This is a genomic window from Planococcus notacanthi, assembly GCF_030407825.1.
GTDB lineage: Bacteria > Bacillota > Bacilli > Bacillales_A > Planococcaceae > Planococcus > Planococcus notacanthi.
In genome coordinates this window covers 171,739-188,316 of the sequence record NZ_JASDCQ010000003.1, presented here as the reverse complement: position 1 = coordinate 188,316, position 16,578 = coordinate 171,739, and the positions used below count along the sequence as shown (strand labels likewise).

General features: G+C 44.2%; 16 protein-coding genes and 1 riboswitch. Of the genes, 4 read left to right on the top strand and 12 right to left on the bottom strand.

What is annotated here, in order from left to right:
- Window positions 1-2 precede the first annotated feature (2 nt).
- Window positions 3-332, top strand: coding sequence for a hypothetical protein (locus tag QMA01_RS12205; RefSeq protein ID WP_290186223.1), 330 nt, complete (start codon window positions 3-5; stop codon window positions 330-332).
- Window positions 333-373: 41 nt separating this feature from the next.
- Here the strand turns inward: QMA01_RS12205 and QMA01_RS12200 are convergent, their stop codons facing one another.
- Window positions 374-1,414 carry a lactonase family protein gene (locus QMA01_RS12200; protein ID WP_290186225.1) on the bottom strand — a complete coding sequence of 347 codons (1,041 nt, stop codon included), beginning with the start codon at window positions 1,412-1,414 and terminating at the stop codon, window positions 374-376.
- Window positions 1,415-1,600: 186 nt separating this feature from the next.
- Between QMA01_RS12200 and QMA01_RS12195 the strand changes: the two genes are divergently transcribed.
- Window positions 1,601-2,161, top strand: a complete 561-nt coding sequence (locus QMA01_RS12195; protein ID WP_203340581.1) for a shikimate kinase — start codon at window positions 1,601-1,603, stop codon at window positions 2,159-2,161.
- A gap of 147 nt (window positions 2,162-2,308) precedes the next feature.
- On the opposite strand, the gene QMA01_RS12190 is transcribed toward QMA01_RS12195, so the two are convergent.
- Window positions 2,309-3,718 carry a hypothetical protein gene (locus QMA01_RS12190; RefSeq protein WP_290186228.1) on the bottom strand — a complete coding sequence of 470 codons (1,410 nt, stop codon included), beginning with the start codon at window positions 3,716-3,718 and terminating at the stop codon, window positions 2,309-2,311.
- A 246-nt stretch (window positions 3,719-3,964) separates the two neighbouring features.
- Between QMA01_RS12190 and QMA01_RS12185 the strand changes: the two genes are divergently transcribed.
- The gene (locus QMA01_RS12185; protein WP_290186229.1) at window positions 3,965-4,873 is read left to right on the top strand and encodes a proline dehydrogenase family protein; all 909 of its coding nucleotides are present in this window, start codon (window positions 3,965-3,967) and stop codon (window positions 4,871-4,873) included.
- A 93-nt stretch (window positions 4,874-4,966) separates the two neighbouring features.
- Here the strand turns inward: QMA01_RS12185 and QMA01_RS12180 are convergent, their stop codons facing one another.
- Together QMA01_RS12180 and QMA01_RS12175 are read right to left on the bottom strand one after the other, a co-directional pair.
- Window positions 4,967-5,905 (bottom strand): ring-cleaving dioxygenase, encoded by a 939-nt coding sequence (locus QMA01_RS12180; RefSeq protein ID WP_290215096.1) that lies wholly within the window; start codon window positions 5,903-5,905, stop codon window positions 4,967-4,969.
- 111 nt (window positions 5,906-6,016) lie between these two features.
- A complete protein-coding gene (locus tag QMA01_RS12175; protein WP_290215095.1) occupies window positions 6,017-6,754 on the bottom strand; it encodes a hypothetical protein in 738 nt (245 codons plus the stop codon).
- A 262-nt stretch (window positions 6,755-7,016) separates the two neighbouring features.
- Here QMA01_RS12175 and QMA01_RS12170 point away from each other — a divergent pair, with 262 nt between their 5' ends.
- On the top strand, window positions 7,017-8,012 hold the full coding sequence (locus QMA01_RS12170) for an alpha/beta hydrolase (RefSeq protein WP_290215094.1): 996 nt from the start codon (window positions 7,017-7,019) through the stop codon (window positions 8,010-8,012).
- 43 nt (window positions 8,013-8,055) lie between these two features.
- Here the strand turns inward: QMA01_RS12170 and QMA01_RS12165 are convergent, their stop codons facing one another.
- The 8 genes from QMA01_RS12165 to QMA01_RS12130 form a co-directional block, all read right to left on the bottom strand.
- Entirely contained in the window at window positions 8,056-9,375 is a 1,320-nt protein-coding gene (locus QMA01_RS12165) for a nucleobase:cation symporter-2 family protein (RefSeq protein ID WP_290186233.1), read from the bottom strand.
- A complete protein-coding gene (locus tag QMA01_RS12160; protein ID WP_290186235.1) occupies window positions 9,372-9,959 on the bottom strand; it encodes a xanthine phosphoribosyltransferase in 588 nt (195 codons plus the stop codon). The genes QMA01_RS12165 and QMA01_RS12160 overlap by 4 nt, the downstream gene beginning before the upstream one ends.
- Before the next feature lie 148 nt (window positions 9,960-10,107).
- A riboswitch (purine riboswitch) is annotated at window positions 10,108-10,209 on the bottom strand.
- A gap of 76 nt (window positions 10,210-10,285) precedes the next feature.
- Complete coding sequence (locus QMA01_RS12155) at window positions 10,286-10,690, bottom strand: acyl-CoA thioesterase (RefSeq protein ID WP_191715355.1); 405 nt, start codon at window positions 10,688-10,690, stop codon at window positions 10,286-10,288.
- 131 nt (window positions 10,691-10,821) lie between these two features.
- On the bottom strand, window positions 10,822-11,436 hold the full coding sequence (locus QMA01_RS12150; protein ID WP_191715354.1) for a PH domain-containing protein: 615 nt from the start codon (window positions 11,434-11,436) through the stop codon (window positions 10,822-10,824).
- Between the two features lie 120 nt (window positions 11,437-11,556).
- Window positions 11,557-12,870, bottom strand: a complete 1,314-nt coding sequence (locus QMA01_RS12145; protein WP_290186237.1) for a DUF4139 domain-containing protein — start codon at window positions 12,868-12,870, stop codon at window positions 11,557-11,559.
- Window positions 12,871-12,986: 116 nt separating this feature from the next.
- Window positions 12,987-13,217 carry a hypothetical protein gene (locus QMA01_RS12140; RefSeq protein ID WP_290215093.1) on the bottom strand — a complete coding sequence of 77 codons (231 nt, stop codon included), beginning with the start codon at window positions 13,215-13,217 and terminating at the stop codon, window positions 12,987-12,989.
- A gap of 31 nt (window positions 13,218-13,248) precedes the next feature.
- Window positions 13,249-14,748 carry a carboxylesterase/lipase family protein gene (locus QMA01_RS12135; protein WP_290215092.1) on the bottom strand — a complete coding sequence of 500 codons (1,500 nt, stop codon included), beginning with the start codon at window positions 14,746-14,748 and terminating at the stop codon, window positions 13,249-13,251.
- A gap of 162 nt (window positions 14,749-14,910) precedes the next feature.
- Window positions 14,911-16,575, bottom strand: a complete 1,665-nt coding sequence (locus QMA01_RS12130; RefSeq protein ID WP_290215091.1) for a formate--tetrahydrofolate ligase — start codon at window positions 16,573-16,575, stop codon at window positions 14,911-14,913.
- Between the last annotated feature and the right edge of the window lie 3 nt (window positions 16,576-16,578).

Sequence of the window (16,578 nt, the reverse complement as noted above, 5' to 3'; positions counted from 1 at the left end):
AAATGAAGCGAAGAAAAATCTGGATAGTTGTGCTGCTCCTTGCCGCTGCTGTTTTGCTGTTGCTCTTTTTCATGCCAAGAGAAAACGTTCCGGCACCTGAAAGCCGCGTCATCCTGGAGCATTCGTTCCGTACCTACATTGCCCCTTCCTGCTTTGAAGAGGCTGATGCCACCAACTTCCTGGAAGAATCGACGCTCGCAAAAGCTCAGGAGCTGGAGTATCCACCGCATTCTTCCTGCACAGAAGAAGCTTTCGAAGGCAATCGGGACAGTGGATTTATCCGCTTGATGAAAGAATTAGGCGTCATGGAAAAAGAATCGAAAGATTGGTAAGAAAAAAAACAGACAGAGAATTTTCTCTGTCTGTTTTTCTTTTACTTGATCACTTTGACACACACTGGAGCAGTGGTTTGGACAATTTGTTCAACTGTACACGGTGCGCCTGAATGTCCCATTTTCAAAGCTGCAAGTGTATGGGAGTTTTCATTGGCCACCACCATCCAGTTGTTGCCGGGAATGACAGCGAAGTGCCTCGGTCCTTCACCTCCTGATCCGGTTAACCCCAAGTTCTCCAGAGTTCCGTTGTCTTGAATGGCAAATGAAGCTATGCTGTCGTGGCCTCGGTTCGATGCATAGACAAAACGGCCATTACTGGAAACAGCAACTTCTGCGCTGGTGTTCGGCTCTTTGTAGCTGTCAGGCAATAACGGCAGCAGTTGCAAAAATTCCAATTGCCCTTCCTGACTGATTCGATAGACCATAAGGGTGGAATTTATTTCATTCAATGAATAGACCAGCGGCTTTGTAGGGTGGAAGCATAAATGGCGGGGACCGGCACCCGGTTCTGTTTGGACCTTGTATTGAAACGTCAATTCCCCATTACTGGAATCCATTTTATAAGTAGAGATGGTGTCCGTCCCTAAATCGGATACCAAAAATAAATTTTTCCCAGGCATCTGTATGACGGAATGCGGATGGGCTGCATCCTGACGTTCCCTATTCGGTCCAGAGCCTTCATGCTTTACCGAATGCGCCAGTTCCCCGATTGCTCCGTCGGAGTGGAGCGGATGAACATTTACAGTAGCGCCTGAGTATGTAACGGACAATAGCCATCTTCCGGTTTCATCGATGGTGACATGCGCCGGATGGTCTCCATTGGAAGATTGCCGGTTGATTTCCATTATTTTTCTTGAAACTGGATGGATCCAGTAGCTCACCAACTCGCCATTCCCCACTTCACTTGTTGCAACAAAGCTTGTGCCGTTGGGATGGACAGCGATAAAAGAAGGTCGTTCAATACCCGGTACGCCCACCAATTCTATCATTTCGCCGGTACCGTCTTCGAATTCCCATAGTTTAATGCCTGGTTCTTGTTCTGATGAATACGATCCTGTCAGCAGGTAGCTGGTTGCCATCAAATTCCTCCTCGACTTTCTAAAGTAAATTATACAACTGCTGAACACCCTGAAGAAAAGCACCTCTAAAAAGAAACTTCCCAACCAAAGTTACATAATTTCAAATTCCCGTGAATTTCCGGTGCAGATGAGGTAAAGTAAGCTATGAAACCTGATCAGTCCATAACATGAGAAAGAGGGTTGCCAATGAGAAATTTCGGTTTATCCATCCGTGAAAAAAGCATTGTGTGCATCGGTTTTATGGGAGTTGGAAAAACAACTGTCGGAAAATTACTTGCCCAAAAGCTTTATCGCAGTTTTGTAGACATCGATGCAGAGATTGAAAAGGAATTCGCTATGCCGATTCCGCAAATATTCGAAGTTTACGGAGAGCAGGCATTTCGCGCCAAAGAAAAAGAATTGATTGTGAAATACAGTCAGCAGCCATTGAATATCATTTCTGTTGGCGGCGGTGCGTTTCTGCAAAAAGAAATTCAGGATATTTGTATGGCCAACTGTATCGTCCTATTTCTCGATATTTCTTGGGAGTCGTGGAAAGACCGTGTCCACATTCTCATTGACAACCGGCCATTGTTAAAAGAACGTTCTCTTGAAGAGATTGAAACGCTGTTTCTTGAGCGGCAAACCATTTATTCGTTAAACCACTCTAAATTCCAAGTAGACAATTTCAAAGCTGAAGAAGCTGCCGATTATTTAGCAGATGCCTTGAAGTTGTCCTGGGAAATCCATGCACCTCAACCACAGTGAAACTCAAAACCGCCATCCTTGTATGGCGGTTTTTTATTGGACACTCATTCCGTTATCCCCTCTTTCATTTCAATTTTCAGTTATTTCGATTATACGCCATCGATTATTAGCTTTCAATTTCCACTCTGATTAGCTTGTCAAAATCCTTCATAAATGAATGAGCGTCTGGATGAACAATTGGACCATAATATAAAAAGCTATTGCGAACTTCAAATTGAATCGGAGGCCGTTCTGAATTCCGCTCAATCCATTGATGCTGCTCAAAATAATCACCGGCATAACGAAGGGCGACAAGATGATAGAAATGACGCTTCCGGAAGTTACAGCCAACACCACCAATTCAGGCGGATACGGAAATGGAATTGCTTCTAAGACTCCTGTCACCAATACAATAACCGGCAAGGGCCCCAACCCGATAAAGCCCAGTAAAATGACAATGAATGGGACCAGGAAAAGGATATTCAGTACCGGAACAACGTCTGTCAATAAATTCATGCCGCTGATGACATAATCACCGACATTTGATTGATTTAAGGCATAAATCAGTAAACCCGCCGCGATTAAAATACTGAATTGCTGAGCTTGTTTAGCAATGCCCGCCGAAAAATAGTAGCGGGTTTCCACCACAAGATTAGAGGATTTTTTCTTAAATAGAAAATAAAATAAGGTCCATCCCAGAATCACCAACGGAATAGTCAACAAAAATTCCAATCCGGTTAGTTCATGGACAAGGAAAATGGTGCCAAACAAAGAAACGAAAAGGAAAACGAATTCCGCAACATCCTTGTTCCACTTCCCTTGATTCCGTGAATTCTTCAGAGCCTTATCGATCTCCTGCTTCAGAACCAAAGAAAAGTCCACTCCGTATTTCTTTTCCTGATAATATGAAAAGATTACCGACAAGAAAGTACCTGCCAAGGCAAAGACGAATCCGAGTGCCATCGATTTCCATAGCGTCGCTTCCAGCGCCTCCACAGCAAAAATGAAACTCGGAATGCTGATGACCCATAAGGTCGAAAGCCCAAAGCCTCGCAGGATTGCGGTTCCTTTGAAATTTTCCCAGGCTTCGTCTTTGTGTTCCTTCAAAAAGGTATCGATAAAACGATACATCATCGGAACTGAACCAAACAGAAGAAAATGGGAGATGACTTGTGTCATCGCCATGAGTCCAAAATAGAATTTCTGGCTTTTGTTCAGGAAATTATGTGCGAAACTCATGATTTCTTCTATATACGGCTCTTCTTTCAGAACCCAACTGATCATCGGCACAATCAGCAGCAATCCGATCAGGCTCCTCATTTGCTGCAATGCCTGAATCAAATCGGCTCCAAAAGAATTGCTCGTCGCATACAATACGAGCAACGCCATCAACATCAGAAACAATTGCAATTGAATTTTCTTGAAAGGCAATAGCAGCAATGCCGACAATAAGACCAAGACGCCGACAGCAGAAAGCAGCAGGCTTAAAGCCGCGTTTTCATAAAAGTATGTAATAAAATGCAATAAAGCGTAGATAGAAACTGTAAATATAAATCCTTTAACGGCAAACCGATTCACTTCAGATCCTCCTCTCGGCTTTTTTTACCCTGTTTTTATTTTAAGGCGGGAAGTGCAAAAGGGTGCACCCTACGCCTTCCCAATATTTTTTGTTTTCAGTAAATATGTGATATGCTCTGAGATAACAATGAATTATACAGCAATTCCTTCCGGAAAACCGATTGTATTTCATTGAGCAAAGCGTTTCCCTGTTCTAAGAGTTTGGCCTATCGACATAGTGTTATAACAGTATTGGAGGAATTAGGAGTGGGAGTAACAAGAAGCTTTTTCATTGCGTTATCCAAAAATCAGGCGTTAAACAGCGGTGCTAAAAAATGGGGCTTGAAATTGGGTGCCGGCAAAGTTGTTGCGGGAACTGACATCAACAGTATGATGCAGTCGGTAAAGGAACTAAATGCCAATGGAATCGGTGCCACTATCGATAATCTCGGTGAATTCGTAAGGACCAAAGAGGAAGCGATTCAAGCTAAAGAGGCCATCCTGGAAACGTTGGAAGCCATTCAAGTCTACGGTGTGAACGCTCATATGTCTGTTAAATTAACACAAATCGGCCTCGACGTCGATTTCGCTTTTTGCTTGAAAAATATTCAGGAAATCGTGGCAGCTGCTGCCCGCTATGATATTTTCATCAACTTGGATATGGAGGACTACGCCCATCTTCAGCAAACACTCGATATTCTCGAAGCCTTGCTGAAGGATTACGACAATGTCGGGACTGTCATCCAAGCTTATTTATACCGATCCGAAAAGGACATTGAAAATCTGCAGAATGTCCGTCTCCGTCTCGTAAAAGGGGCTTATAAAGAAAGCGAAGAAGTCTCTTTGCAGGACAAAAAAGAAATTGATGACAACTACCTGAAACTGATTAAAATTCACCTTCAATCTTCGGGATATACATCCATTGCGACGCATGACCATCATATTATCGAAGAAGTTAAAGCTTTTGTAAAAGAAAAGAACATTCCTTTGAACAGCTTTGAATTCCAGATGCTCTATGGCTTTCGGACAGAAATGCAAAAAGACCTGGCAAAAGAAGGTTATTCTTTCACTACCTATGTCCCTTTTGGCCAAGACTGGTACGCTTATTACATGAGACGGCTGGCTGAACGCCCTCAAAATATCAACTTGGCATTGAAAAGTTTCGTATCCAAATAACAGAAAGCACCTCCAGGTTTTCTGGAGGTGCTTTCTGTTATTTCTATTTGATGGCCACTTGCTACTTTTCTCTTTGGCCACTTCCATGTTTCTTTAATCCACGTTTTTTACTTGAATTGGCGGCAGGTTCCGCTGAAGATTTTTTCTTTGGCTTTCATATTGCTCTGGCAGCATTAAAGCTTCGCCGAGTGCTTCAGGTGATTCATCAATCGCGAATCCTGGTGGATCGGTCGCAATTTCAAATAGAAGATCTCCGTATTCGCGGAAATAAATGGCATTAAAATAATTTCGGTCCTGGACCGGAGTTACGCCGAGTCCATAGGCTTCCACTTGCTCTTTCCACTCCAATTGGTCTGCATCATCTTGTGCCCGCCATGCAATATGGTGAACCGTCCCAACACCCATCTGCCCTGTACCGACTCGGGACAATTTTACATCAATCAGGTTGCCAAGGTCACTTGCAGCGCGGAAGCGCATTAAATCATCTTCTTCGCCGATTTTTTCAAGGCCCATGACCGTCTCCAGCAATTCAGCCGTTTTCTCTGCATTGGCTGTATACAGTGTGGCTCCGCCAAATCCTTTAATGGCCACATCTTTCGTCACTTCGCCGATTTCCCACGTGTTCGGTTCTCCATCCTGCCGTTCAACCAGCTCCAGATGCAGGCCATGTGGATCATCAAAACTTATATACTGTTCTCCAAAACGGGTTTCTATTAAAAACGGAACTTTGAATTTTTCCAGTCTCTTTTGCCAAAACACTAAAGCGCCAGATGGAACTGCATAGCTTGTCACGCCTACTTGGCCATCACCGATTTTCCCTTTATAGGCATTTCCCCACGGAAAGAAGGTGATGATGGTGCCGGGTTTCGCCGTTTCATCTCCAAAGTACAAATGATAGGTGTTCGGATCGTCAAAGTTTACTGTTTTCTTTACCAGCCGCAATCCCAATACTCCTGCATAAAAATCTACGTTTTCCTGTGGATCTCCAACAATTGCTGTAATATGGTGAATTCCCATTGTTTGTTTTGACATTCTGCTGCACTCCTTCGTCTTACTTTATATCTACGTACTTATCTTATCACTTCATTATCTCGAACTAAAGATATCTCTTCTGATTTCTTAGAGCGATAAGACACAGCAAAATTATTTCGGCAGATTGTCTTCATGCTTCTCCAGATCTTTTTGCTTATTATCTTTAACTTTCTCCAAATACTCCTGAGTTTCTCTTTTGTCTTCTTCAATTTCTTCTTTGATCTGTTTTTCTTCAGCCGGAGAAATATTCGACTTTTTCTGTTCTTCTTCAATTTGTTCTTTTTGCTGTTCTTTAACTTCTTCTATTTTTTCCATATCCTCTTGGTACTCTTCTTCTACTTCAGAAGTAGACGGTAGGAATGGCTCGTTATTAAAGTCGGTTCTTCTGCCGTATCGGAACATTTCATAAATAATCAGTCCGTTATTCGGCATACCGTTTGCAGTTTTCATCGGCACAATATCAAATACTACATAATAAAAGGCGTAAAAGACAAAGCGGTCCCAAAACGTCGCATACTCTTCAATTATGCCATTTGCCAACAGGGCATTTATGATTAAGGCTACAATCATATTCACTAAGATTGGGCCTGCATACAACGATACATAGGCAAACTTTCCTTGTCTTTTCAGTGAGTCGTAAGAAAACCAACTGTATAAATGGTAGTATCTCCGGATATCAAACATTCCAATCTTAACGATACGCGGTCCTGACCCAATCGTCATTCTTGGATTCTTTACTCCCAATATCAAACTCATCACTAAATAACCCGATTCTCTCAAAAAAACAACAATTGGTAAAATAATAAATGCAGAAATGATCAACGATATTAAATCGGCTAATCCAAACATCCGCTCACTCCTTTCGAAAGCCTAAAAAAGCCTTACCCGATTGAATACCCTTTTTGTATTACATACCCGTCTTTTAAACATTACAAATATATTTCTTTTTGATGAACTTAATTCTTTGGTCCCTGTCTTTATTCGTGTTAGCATAGCTATTATATAAAGACGCTGGACAATATAGCAGGCAATAGAACACCAAATTTATTCTTGACGGATCGATTATCACCTTGACACCATCAATGAAAATTCACTTTAAAGGATGAATCGTGTGAGAGCTAAACCCAGAACTTGGACTCAAAAAAATTGGATCGCTTCTGCCTCTCTGGTCGCGCTTATGTTTGCCGTCATCATTTTTGAGGAAATTAATGCTTCTTCCGATGCTTCAGCATCCCTTCAACTTTCGGGTTCTGCTGTTTTCAGCCCTCCACCTGACATCAATGAAATTACTGAGCGGGTCAAAATCATCAAAAACTTGTCGTACAGTGATTCGGCTAACAGTTTTCTAGATATCTACCATCCTAAAAATTCCACTGTATCCATGCCGGTCATTTTATGGATTCACGGTGGCGGGTATGTCGGCGGATCCAAAGACAGCCGCCAGGATTATGCGCTGGCATTAGCAGATGCCGGTTATGTAGTAGCGAATATCGATTATGCATTAGCACCAGAAGCCCTTTATCCAGGCCCTGTGCTGCAGGCCAACCAGGCTCTTGCTTATTTGCAGCTTCACGCTGCTGAATATGGCGGTGACATGGAACGGGTCTTTGTAGGAGGCGATTCTGCAGGGGCGCAAATTGCCAGCCAGGTGGCAGCGCTGGTATCAAATGTTGAGTTAGCTGAAACCATGGCCATCCAACCAGCCATTGCCAATAGCCAACTGCAAGGAGCATTGCTATTGTGTGGCCTATACAATTTAGACACTGTACGAGCCACTGCTTTTCCAAATATCGATTATTTTTTGACAGCTTATACAGGGGCTGAACCTTTTGAATCTTCTCCCAAAATCGATGAACTTTCCACAGTCCAGCATATCAGCCCTGAATACCCACCGGTTTTCATAACAGTCGGCGATGCAGACCCATTCGTTTCCCAGTCCATTGAACTGGTTGAAGTTTTGAAAAACAATCAAGTTCAATTCAGCTCCGTCTTTTTTGAAGGAACCCAGAAAAACCTGAAGCACGAATATCAATACGATTTAAATACGGAAGATGCACAAGACACATTTAAGAAAACCCTTCAATTTCTTTCTGTGCACAGCAAATAAAAAATGAGCAAACCGCAATTAAGCGGTTTGCTCATTTTTATTTTCACCCTTGATTCATTGCGCTTTCTTTCACCACAGGAGCAGTTGCACGCTGTCGCTTTTTAGAAGGAAGCATATTGAACAGGATGTTCAAGACAATAGCTGTAACACTGCCGGCTACGATCCCATTGCTTGTCAAAATCTGAACGCTTGAAGGCAACTGGACAAACAATTCAGGAACTACTGTAACTCCCAGGCCGATTCCGACAGAACAGGCGATGATCATGGAGTTTTCTTGTGAATCCGTGATAATGGTGCTGAGCATTTTAATGCCTTGCGCGATAACCATGCCGAACATCGCAATCATGGCGCCGCCAAGAACTGACGGCGGGATGATTGTCGTGACCGCTGCGATTTTCGGAACAAATCCAAGCGTAATCAGCATGATTCCTGTAATCAAAATGATTTTTCGTGATTTGACGCCCGACATCTGAATCAGCCCCACGTTTTGTGAAAATGCTGTGTACGGGAAGGAGTTGAATATTCCTCCAAGTACAATGGCTAACCCTTCTGCGCGGTATCCTTTTGCCAAATCCTTTTCCTTGAGTTTCTTTTTCGTGATATCACCAAGTGCAAAGTAAACGCCGGTCGATTCGACCAATGACACCATGGCCACCAGAATCATCGTCAGGATGGCTGGCCATTCAAACGTCGGCGTTCCGAAATAGAAAGGCTCAACCATGTGAAAGTACGAAGCATCAGCGATAGGAGAAACATCCACCTTGCCAAGAAAAGCAGCAGCTACAGTGCCGACAATTAACCCCAACAGAATAGAGATCGCTCTGAGAAAACCTGTAGAAAAACGGTACATGATGACAATGAACAATAACGTTCCGAAAGCCAGACCGATGTTGGCAAGAGAACCAAAGTCACTAGCTCCCTGTCCTCCACCCATGTTATTGATGGCTACTGGAATGAGCGTAATACCGATAATGGTAACGACGGTTCCTGTAACAACTGGTGGGAAGAAGCGCACGAGGCTGCCGAAAAATCCGCTGATCAACACAACAAACACTCCGGAAACAAGAATCGCCCCGTAAATGGCGGAAATGCCATATTGGCCACCGATTGCAATCATCGGCCCAACGGCAGTAAATGTGCAGCCAAGCACAACAGGAAGCCCGATACCGAAGAACCGGTTGCTCACGATTTGAAGAATGGTCGCGACTCCACAAAGAAGAATATCAATTGCGACCAGGTACGTTAATTGCTCTGGCGTCAGACCAAGAGCTTCTCCCACGATTAATGGAACCAATACGGCTCCTGCGTACATAGCCAATACATGCTGGAATCCTAAAGCCGTTTCTCCTAAAGCTTTCTTCATTGAATGTTTGCCTCCTCATAAAAGGACACGCTGCCATTTTCCAAAGATGAAATATTCGCTAAGGTTTCAATACGGATGCCGCGTTCACGCAGCAACTTGCCGCCTGGCTGGAACCCTTTCTCGATGACGATGCCAATGCCTGCCAGTTTGGCGCCCGCTTGTTCAACGATGTCCAATAAGCCCAGCGCCGCTTGCCCGTTAGCTAGGAAATCATCCATGACCAGCACGACATCCTCTTTTTTCAAAAAGTCTTTTGATACGGAAATATCATTGGTTTCATTTTTCGTAAATGAATGGACACTTGCAGTGTACATGTGGTCAACCAATGTCAACGACTTGCGTTTTCTGGCAAATACCGCCGGTACGCCTAAGACCAGTCCAGTCATCATCGCTGGAGCAATCCCTGAAGATTCCAGTGTCAGGATTTTTGTAATGCCGTCTTCTTTAAAGCGTGAAGCGAATTCTTCTCCAATTGCCTGCATCAACGGCGGGTCAATTTGGTGATTTAAAAATGAATCTACTTTTAATACCGATTCCGACAAGACTTTGCCGTCCGATATGATTTTATCCTGTAATTTCTTCATGCTGTCAGCTCCTCTTCTGTCACGGCTGAAGGCAAGAAAAAAAGCCCTCAGAACGTGCATCCATCCATAACCATGAGTGGAGCAATGTCCTTCGAGCTTAAAATTCGAAAGGAAACAAAAAGAAATAAACGCCAAAAAGACGCATTTCCTGTGCTTCGTTGCTTCTCATAGTCAGTTCGTTTACGGCAAACCGGTAGAAACTTGCGGGCCATATCCCCGCGATTATATGAGTGAATCGTATTTGAATGGTCTTATTATAGCACGCTGTTTCCACTTTTCAAGAGATGCTTCTGTTAAATAAGTATTCCGTTTATTCAGACAAAATATTATTTATCTTTTTCTTCCCAAAGGTGTTTAGCCAATTCCTGGCGGATCGCTTCTGGAATCTTTTCAGATTTCTGGCTGTCCAAATCATAATTCACATAAACGGCCGTGTTCCGTGCGCAAAGATTTCCTTCCTGGTAAAGTTCTTCGTATAATTCCAGGCTGCTGTTGCCGATTTTCTTGACCCATACATTCACTGCCACGTCTTTGCCAAAATAGATTTGTCCCGTGAATTCCAAGACAGTCTTGACGATGACCATTTTCCACTTCGCAAAATCATGGTCGGGTGTGAACAAATCGAATAAGGGATTTCTGGCTGCTTCAAACCATACCGGCAAGGTTGTATTGTTGATATGGCCCACACCATCCGTCTCTGAAACCCTTGGCGTCAATATCGTTTTATACATTGGCTTCCTCCTTCATTGTCAGGCAGCTCTCTAGACTGTCACTCTAATTTCCTGTCCGTATTTTTCAGTTTCACTGTTGCAGGACCATACTAAAAAAAGATGGAACCCATTCGGCATCCATCTTTTTCATTTCAATTGTTGATGTACTTTTCAAATACATCGCCAAAGTCTTTGACATGGTATTGGTTGCGGACAGATGTCATCCAGGTAAAACCAAAATCGGTCAGCTTCGAATACTGATCGCTTAATGCCACATCACCCGATCTTGAATTCTGCAGAACCGTCACCGCTTTTTCCAGGCTGTCGTTGGCCATATTGATGATGATTGCATTTTCATGGGTATGTTCAGCGATTCTTAAAAGCGATTTATACAGGTCTGTCAAACGCTCCGCCTGCTGTTTTTGGACATCAATCTTAAAAGGAATCGACCCTACAGTAAACGCAAGTTCAACATCTAAATCGATCTTGCCCGCAGTTTCAAGAACAACATTTGAAATGCTGTACTGAGAATATGGATAGCGTCTCAACGTACGTTTTGAAGACATCGCACTTTCTCCATCGACATGGATGATGGCCAAATTAGTGAAGCAATATTCATCCGCTTTTGTTTTGATCAGAAAATAGATTTTCTCTCCATCTTCAGTCATGACATAATCATCAGAATCCGTTTTGTCAAAATCCTGCGGGTCAATTATTTTCCCAATATCCGATAATCCAAGTGCTTCAGAAGCCATTTTTTTAAACATCTTACCAATTCCCCTTTGTCCATAAAATGATGATGCTTAAAATAATTTTATCAAACCTCAGCTAAAACATCACCATTAAAAGGAAATTAATTTTATCAGCTTCCAATAAGAGGATGCTTCTCACTTTTCATGACTTTGCTTAAGACGCTCATCGGTCCGATCCACTTTATATGTGAATTCCACTTCGGCCGTTTTCCCCGAAGGGATGCGGACTCGGAATTCAAGTTCATTTGACTGCTTTACTTCGTAATCATGTGTAGATGATTCCATCTGCCAAATCCGCTCAGGTATTCGATGGCTGACATCGATCCGAACATTCTCCGCCTTTTGGTTCTTTATTTTATAAACATGCGTGACATAGTCAAAATGTCCGCGTCTGTCGCGCTTTTTCTCCCAGTTTTTACTGATGAGATCAAACGCATCTCCAATCACCAAGGATAGTTTCTGTTCGGCTGCCACATGGTTAATCGCATTTTCTCCGATAAACTCCATTTCACCGTCCTGGTCTTGTTCATATACTTTGAGCAATCCCTTAGGCAAGGGCATGCCCAAGTTATTGGCTTCCGTATTATCAAATTCAAGAATGACTTTTACTTGTTTGCTTCCAGTTTCCACTTTGTAAAGCTTACGAAATGCTGCATTCCCCACTTTCAGGAAACTGATTTGTTTGGTCTGTTCCCTTATGATGGTTATTGCCCGTTCCATGCTGTAAGCATGATAATCGGCAAAGCCATGTTCTTCAAATGCCGAATCAGGTTCCTCTGCTTTGGCAAACAGTCTGATTGATTCATTCAGTGGATAGGCATCTGCAAATCGGTTCACCTTTCCGGAAGCCAATTTTAGCCGGCTATCGAAAAAATCCATCCCGCTATTGTTGGAAAGTTGAATCCAGCCTGAAAAAACCAGCTTAGAATCGCGGATTTCCGCCACATAATTTGCTCGCCATTCCAAGCCTTGAGTCAAATAAGAAATTCTCGCTTCTGTGTCTGTTTCAATAGGCGCTATTTTCCAAACCAGAGTCGGTTTTGTCAATAACCCCTCCGGCAGCGCCGGAAGAATCAATTGGCCAACAGGGTCAATTACGATTTCCTTTGTATCGACCCGTTTCCCAATAATACTGCCTGTCACACTGAGAAGCCGGATTTGCATCTCTTCCCCCAACTCCGCATTCCTGACAGTCAACACTTCATCAATGTATTTCTCCAGGAGTTTTTCCTTACTGATCAAATCGCAGTCATAACTTTGTTCGAGTACGTGAAGCCCATCAACCAAGACGGAATCCGCCTCAATCCGTGAAGCGATATCCATAAACTGAACTTCCTCCAATTCATGGTTTCCTGGAATCATTCGTGTCTCTTTGACTAAGGCGAATCCATCGTTGTAAACAGTCAAACTTAAAGCTGTCTGTTGCTGGCGCGTTGATTGGAATTTCATACGGACCTCTCCCTTTCAAGAACCTGTTTTGACCATAACTAGATTCACCAAAAGAACTCGCTTGCACAAAAAGGCGGGACATGGCTCTGCAAGATCCACAGATGGAATTTGTCAGTTCAATCGGTAGCGCGTCCAAAATACTGTTTTAAATAGGCAATGGTTTCCAAACGGCATTGTTCTGTTAAAGGCGACTTTCTGGGATGAACCAAATCGCCATACAGCAACTCATCCAAAAACCTCAGTTCTTCTTCGTACCATTGGTTTTGTTGATGATCGTAAACTTCAGCCTTTACGTAGATCGCTGTTCCTTGTTCAATAAAATCTGTGACCCTGATTTCATTTTTCATATTCGTCCCTCCCGTTCATCCGTTTCTGCTGTTAACGGGACTTTTCCAGATGAACCATGAGATTTTTCCATTTCTTTCGTTCTTCGCTGTTCGGATCATGGACGAGCACATTCTCCCGATTAAAAATCATGACGGGGCGGTGTTCCAAATTATAAGCCCTCCACTCCGGCAGTTTCGGCGCATTGGGATTGCCGCTTCTGGCAAATCTGATCCAGGAATGGTGTATTTCTTCCGCCAGTTTGTGCCGTTCCTCCGAGTTCCCGGTCAACCGCTCGGTGCCTTCTTTAGATAATGTGTTCCAGACAAACGGAAGCTCCAGGCTATGGCAAGCTTTCAGCTCTCCTCCAAAAACCGGCGTCTCCCAGTCGAAACGATACATCCAAACAGGAGCACCCTGCTTAGCCTGCAGTTCTGCAAGCTCCAGCGCGGGAAATGTAAATAGGCTCATCGTCATCAGCTTATCGTAAATGTTTTGGTTCAATTCTTCTCCATTTAGCAAATACTGTGAAATTCCCAACCAGTTAAGGCCAAATGTATGTTCAAAAATCGAAATGATTTCCTCTTGATCCCCTTGTTTCCAACGAGGGTCAAAAAAGCTGAAGAGCCGGTATTCATCTTTATTTGTGCCAATCAGTACCGGCATATCTTTAGCTATCCCTTTGGCAAGTGCCTGCTCAGGGTGTACTGGAAGCAAATCGCCTTCTATAACTGGAACCAGGCTCATCGCCGGAAGCAAAGCAGCCGTATCCACTAATTGCTGCGCTGGAATCTCCCTGATTTTGTCTACTTCTCCATGCCCGATGTTCAATGCAGCCAAAAGACGGCTGCTGACTTTTTCCGCAATGGAAGAACTGAGGACATTTGCTGCTGCCCCACTTTGCAGGATTGCCTGTTGGAACAGCCCTTTTGCCTTGGGAATCGCCATCAGGACCCCTATGCTCATCGCACCGGCAGATTCCCCGAAAACCGTTACCCGGTCCGGATCTCCACCGAACTTTTCAATATTGTCCTGAACCCATTGAAGTGCAGCCAGTTGATCTAAGATGCCACAATTGCAGGAACCCGAAAAGTCAGCACCTCCGATGCCCCCTAAATGCAAAAATCCAAGAGCACCCAGACGGTAGTTGAAAGTGACAACGACAACGTCTCCTTCAGTTGCGAAAGAACTGCCGTCATAGGTTTTGCTGGATCCGGCACCAGTAGTAAAAGCCCCGCCATGGATCCATACCATAACCGGACGGCGATGGTTATCAGCTGCTGGCGACCAAACATTCAAGTACAAGCAATCTTCACTGGTGTTGTCTGCTCGATTTTCTAAAAACTCCATGATGCCATTGCTGGCTTGTATAGCTGATGGTCCGAATAGAAGGGCTTCGCGCACTTCCGACCACGGCTCCGGCGGCTGAGGTGCCCGAAAGCGACGGTTGCCGGTAGGCGGCTTCGCATAGGGGATGCCTTTCCAAACAATGACATTGCCCTGTTGCTGGCCTCGCAGCTTTCCGTAAATACTTTCAACAATGGTCCCTGGCATAATTTCCTCCCCTTACTGATGATGCTTTGACACCTATATTCTACCATTCATTTCCCATAATGGCGTTATTTTTTCTGATTATTAAGTTAAATTAAAGCGAGTAGGATTTCAATTTTTTAAAAACCAAAAAAGGACTCGCATATAAGCTGCGAGCCCTTTTCTTTAAAATAAACCGACAGCCTTGCCGTCAGAAGTAACATCCATATTCAAAGCAGCCGGTTGTTTTGGCAGACCTGGCATCGTCATAATGTCACCCGTTAGACAGACCAAGAATCCCGCTCCAAGCTTCGGAATGATTTCCCGGATCGTGATGGTGAATCCTTCTGGCCGCCCCAGCAGTTTAGGCTGATCCGATAACGAGTACTGGGTTTTCGCCATACAGATCGGCAAGGAATCCCAGCCGTATTTCTTCAATTCAACCAGTTGCTTTTGTGCCAAATCCGATAATTGAATATCCGCTCCACCGTAAACTTTCTGGACAATCGTCCGAAGTTTTTCTTCGATCGAATCGTCTTCCTGATACAAGTGATGGAAATCTGTCGGACGCTCCAGTTCCTGTTTAACCAGCCTCGCCAAGGCAATGCCTCCAGCTCCGCCTTTTTCCCAGACTTCTGTCATGGCAACTGCCACACCTTCTGCTTCTGCCCAATCGAGCACTGCAGCCAATTCCGCTTCGCTGTCCCCAGAAAAGCGGTTCAATGCTACAACCGGCTCGATACCGAATTGCCGGATCGTATCCACATGCTTTGCTAAATTGACCATGCCTCGTTTGACTGCTTCCGCATCTTCTTCAGCCAATAGAGTTTTCGCAACGCCTCCATGCATTTTAAGCGCACGCACAGTCGCCACAATGACCACCGCATCCGGATGGAAACCGCCTTTTCTTGATTTGATGTGCATGAACTTCTCCGCACCCAAATCTGCACCGAACCCCGCTTCTGTGACGACAATATCAGCCACTCTTCTTGCCGTATTCGTGGCAATCAGTGAGTTGCAGCCATGGGCGATGTTCGCAAACGGACCGCCGTGGATAATAGCAGGTGTACCTTCAATTGTCTGCACCAAGTTCGGCTTAAAAGCCTCTTTCAGCAAGAGCGTTAAAGCCCCTTCCGCTCCAAGGTCTCTTACCGTTATAGGATCTCTGTCGTACGTATAGCCGATGACCATTTGTGCCAACCGTTCTTTCAAGTCCACCAATGAACCCGCCAAACAAAGCACCGCCATAATTTCCGAAGCTACCGTAATATCAAAACCGTCTTGCCTTGGCACTCCTTGTCCAGGCCCACCAAGGCCGATGGTCACTTGCCGCAAAGCTCGGTCATTGATGTCCAGCGCACGCTTCCAGGTGATGCGGCGCGGGTCGATTTTCAAGACATTTCCTTGGTGCAAGTGATTGTCGATCAAGGCTGCCAATGCATTATTCGCTGATGTAATGGCATGGATATCTCCTGTGAAATGCAGATTGATGTCTTCCATTGGCAGTACTTGCGCAAACCCGCCGCCAGTAGCTCCGCCTTTAACACCCATTACCGGTCCCAAAGAGGGTTCACGCAACGCAACAGCCACTGATTCATTCAATTGCTTGAAGGCATCCGCTAACCCTACAGTTACAGTAGACTTCCCTTCTCCTGCAGGTGTTGGGCTAATTGCTGTCACCAGCACCACTTGTCCCATTTTTTGGACTGGCGGCAATTGATCCACGTTTATTTTCGCTTTATAGTTTCCGTATAATTCCAAGGCTTTTTTAGAGATCCCCGCCTGTTCTGCAATTTCCAAAATTGGCTGGATCGTCGCTTCGCTCGCAATTGATAAATCAGTAAACGCCATGTA

Bases quoted from the DNA above. Each gene is read 5' to 3' on its own strand.
- QMA01_RS12130 (WP_290215091.1), bottom strand. From the start codon at position 16,575: ATGGCGTTTACTGATTTATCAATTGCGAGCGAAGCGACGATCCAGCCA.
- QMA01_RS12175 (WP_290215095.1), bottom strand. From the start codon at position 6,754: ATGTTTGGATTAGCCGATTTAATATCGTTGATCATTTCTGCATTTATT.
- QMA01_RS12150 (WP_191715354.1), bottom strand. From the start codon at position 11,436: ATGTTTAAAAAAATGGCTTCTGAAGCACTTGGATTATCGGATATTGGG.
- QMA01_RS12155 (WP_191715355.1), bottom strand. From the start codon at position 10,690: ATGTATAAAACGATATTGACGCCAAGGGTTTCAGAGACGGATGGTGTG.
- QMA01_RS12135 (WP_290215092.1), bottom strand. From the start codon at position 14,748: ATGCCAGGGACCATTGTTGAAAGTATTTACGGAAAGCTGCGAGGCCAG.
- QMA01_RS12205 (WP_290186223.1), top strand. From the start codon at position 3: ATGAAGCGAAGAAAAATCTGGATAGTTGTGCTGCTCCTTGCCGCTGCT.
- QMA01_RS12145 (WP_290186237.1), bottom strand. From the start codon at position 12,870: ATGAAATTCCAATCAACGCGCCAGCAACAGACAGCTTTAAGTTTGACT.
- QMA01_RS12140 (WP_290215093.1), bottom strand. From the start codon at position 13,217: ATGAAAAATGAAATCAGGGTCACAGATTTTATTGAACAAGGAACAGCG.
- QMA01_RS12200 (WP_290186225.1), bottom strand. From the start codon at position 1,414: ATGGCAACCAGCTACCTGCTGACAGGATCGTATTCATCAGAACAAGAA.
- QMA01_RS12180 (WP_290215096.1), bottom strand. From the start codon at position 5,905: ATGTCAAAACAAACAATGGGAATTCACCATATTACAGCAATTGTTGGA.
- QMA01_RS12165 (WP_290186233.1), bottom strand. From the start codon at position 9,375: ATGAAGAAAGCTTTAGGAGAAACGGCTTTAGGATTCCAGCATGTATTG.
- QMA01_RS12195 (WP_203340581.1), top strand. From the start codon at position 1,601: ATGAGAAATTTCGGTTTATCCATCCGTGAAAAAAGCATTGTGTGCATC.
- QMA01_RS12160 (WP_290186235.1), bottom strand. From the start codon at position 9,959: ATGAAGAAATTACAGGATAAAATCATATCGGACGGCAAAGTCTTGTCG.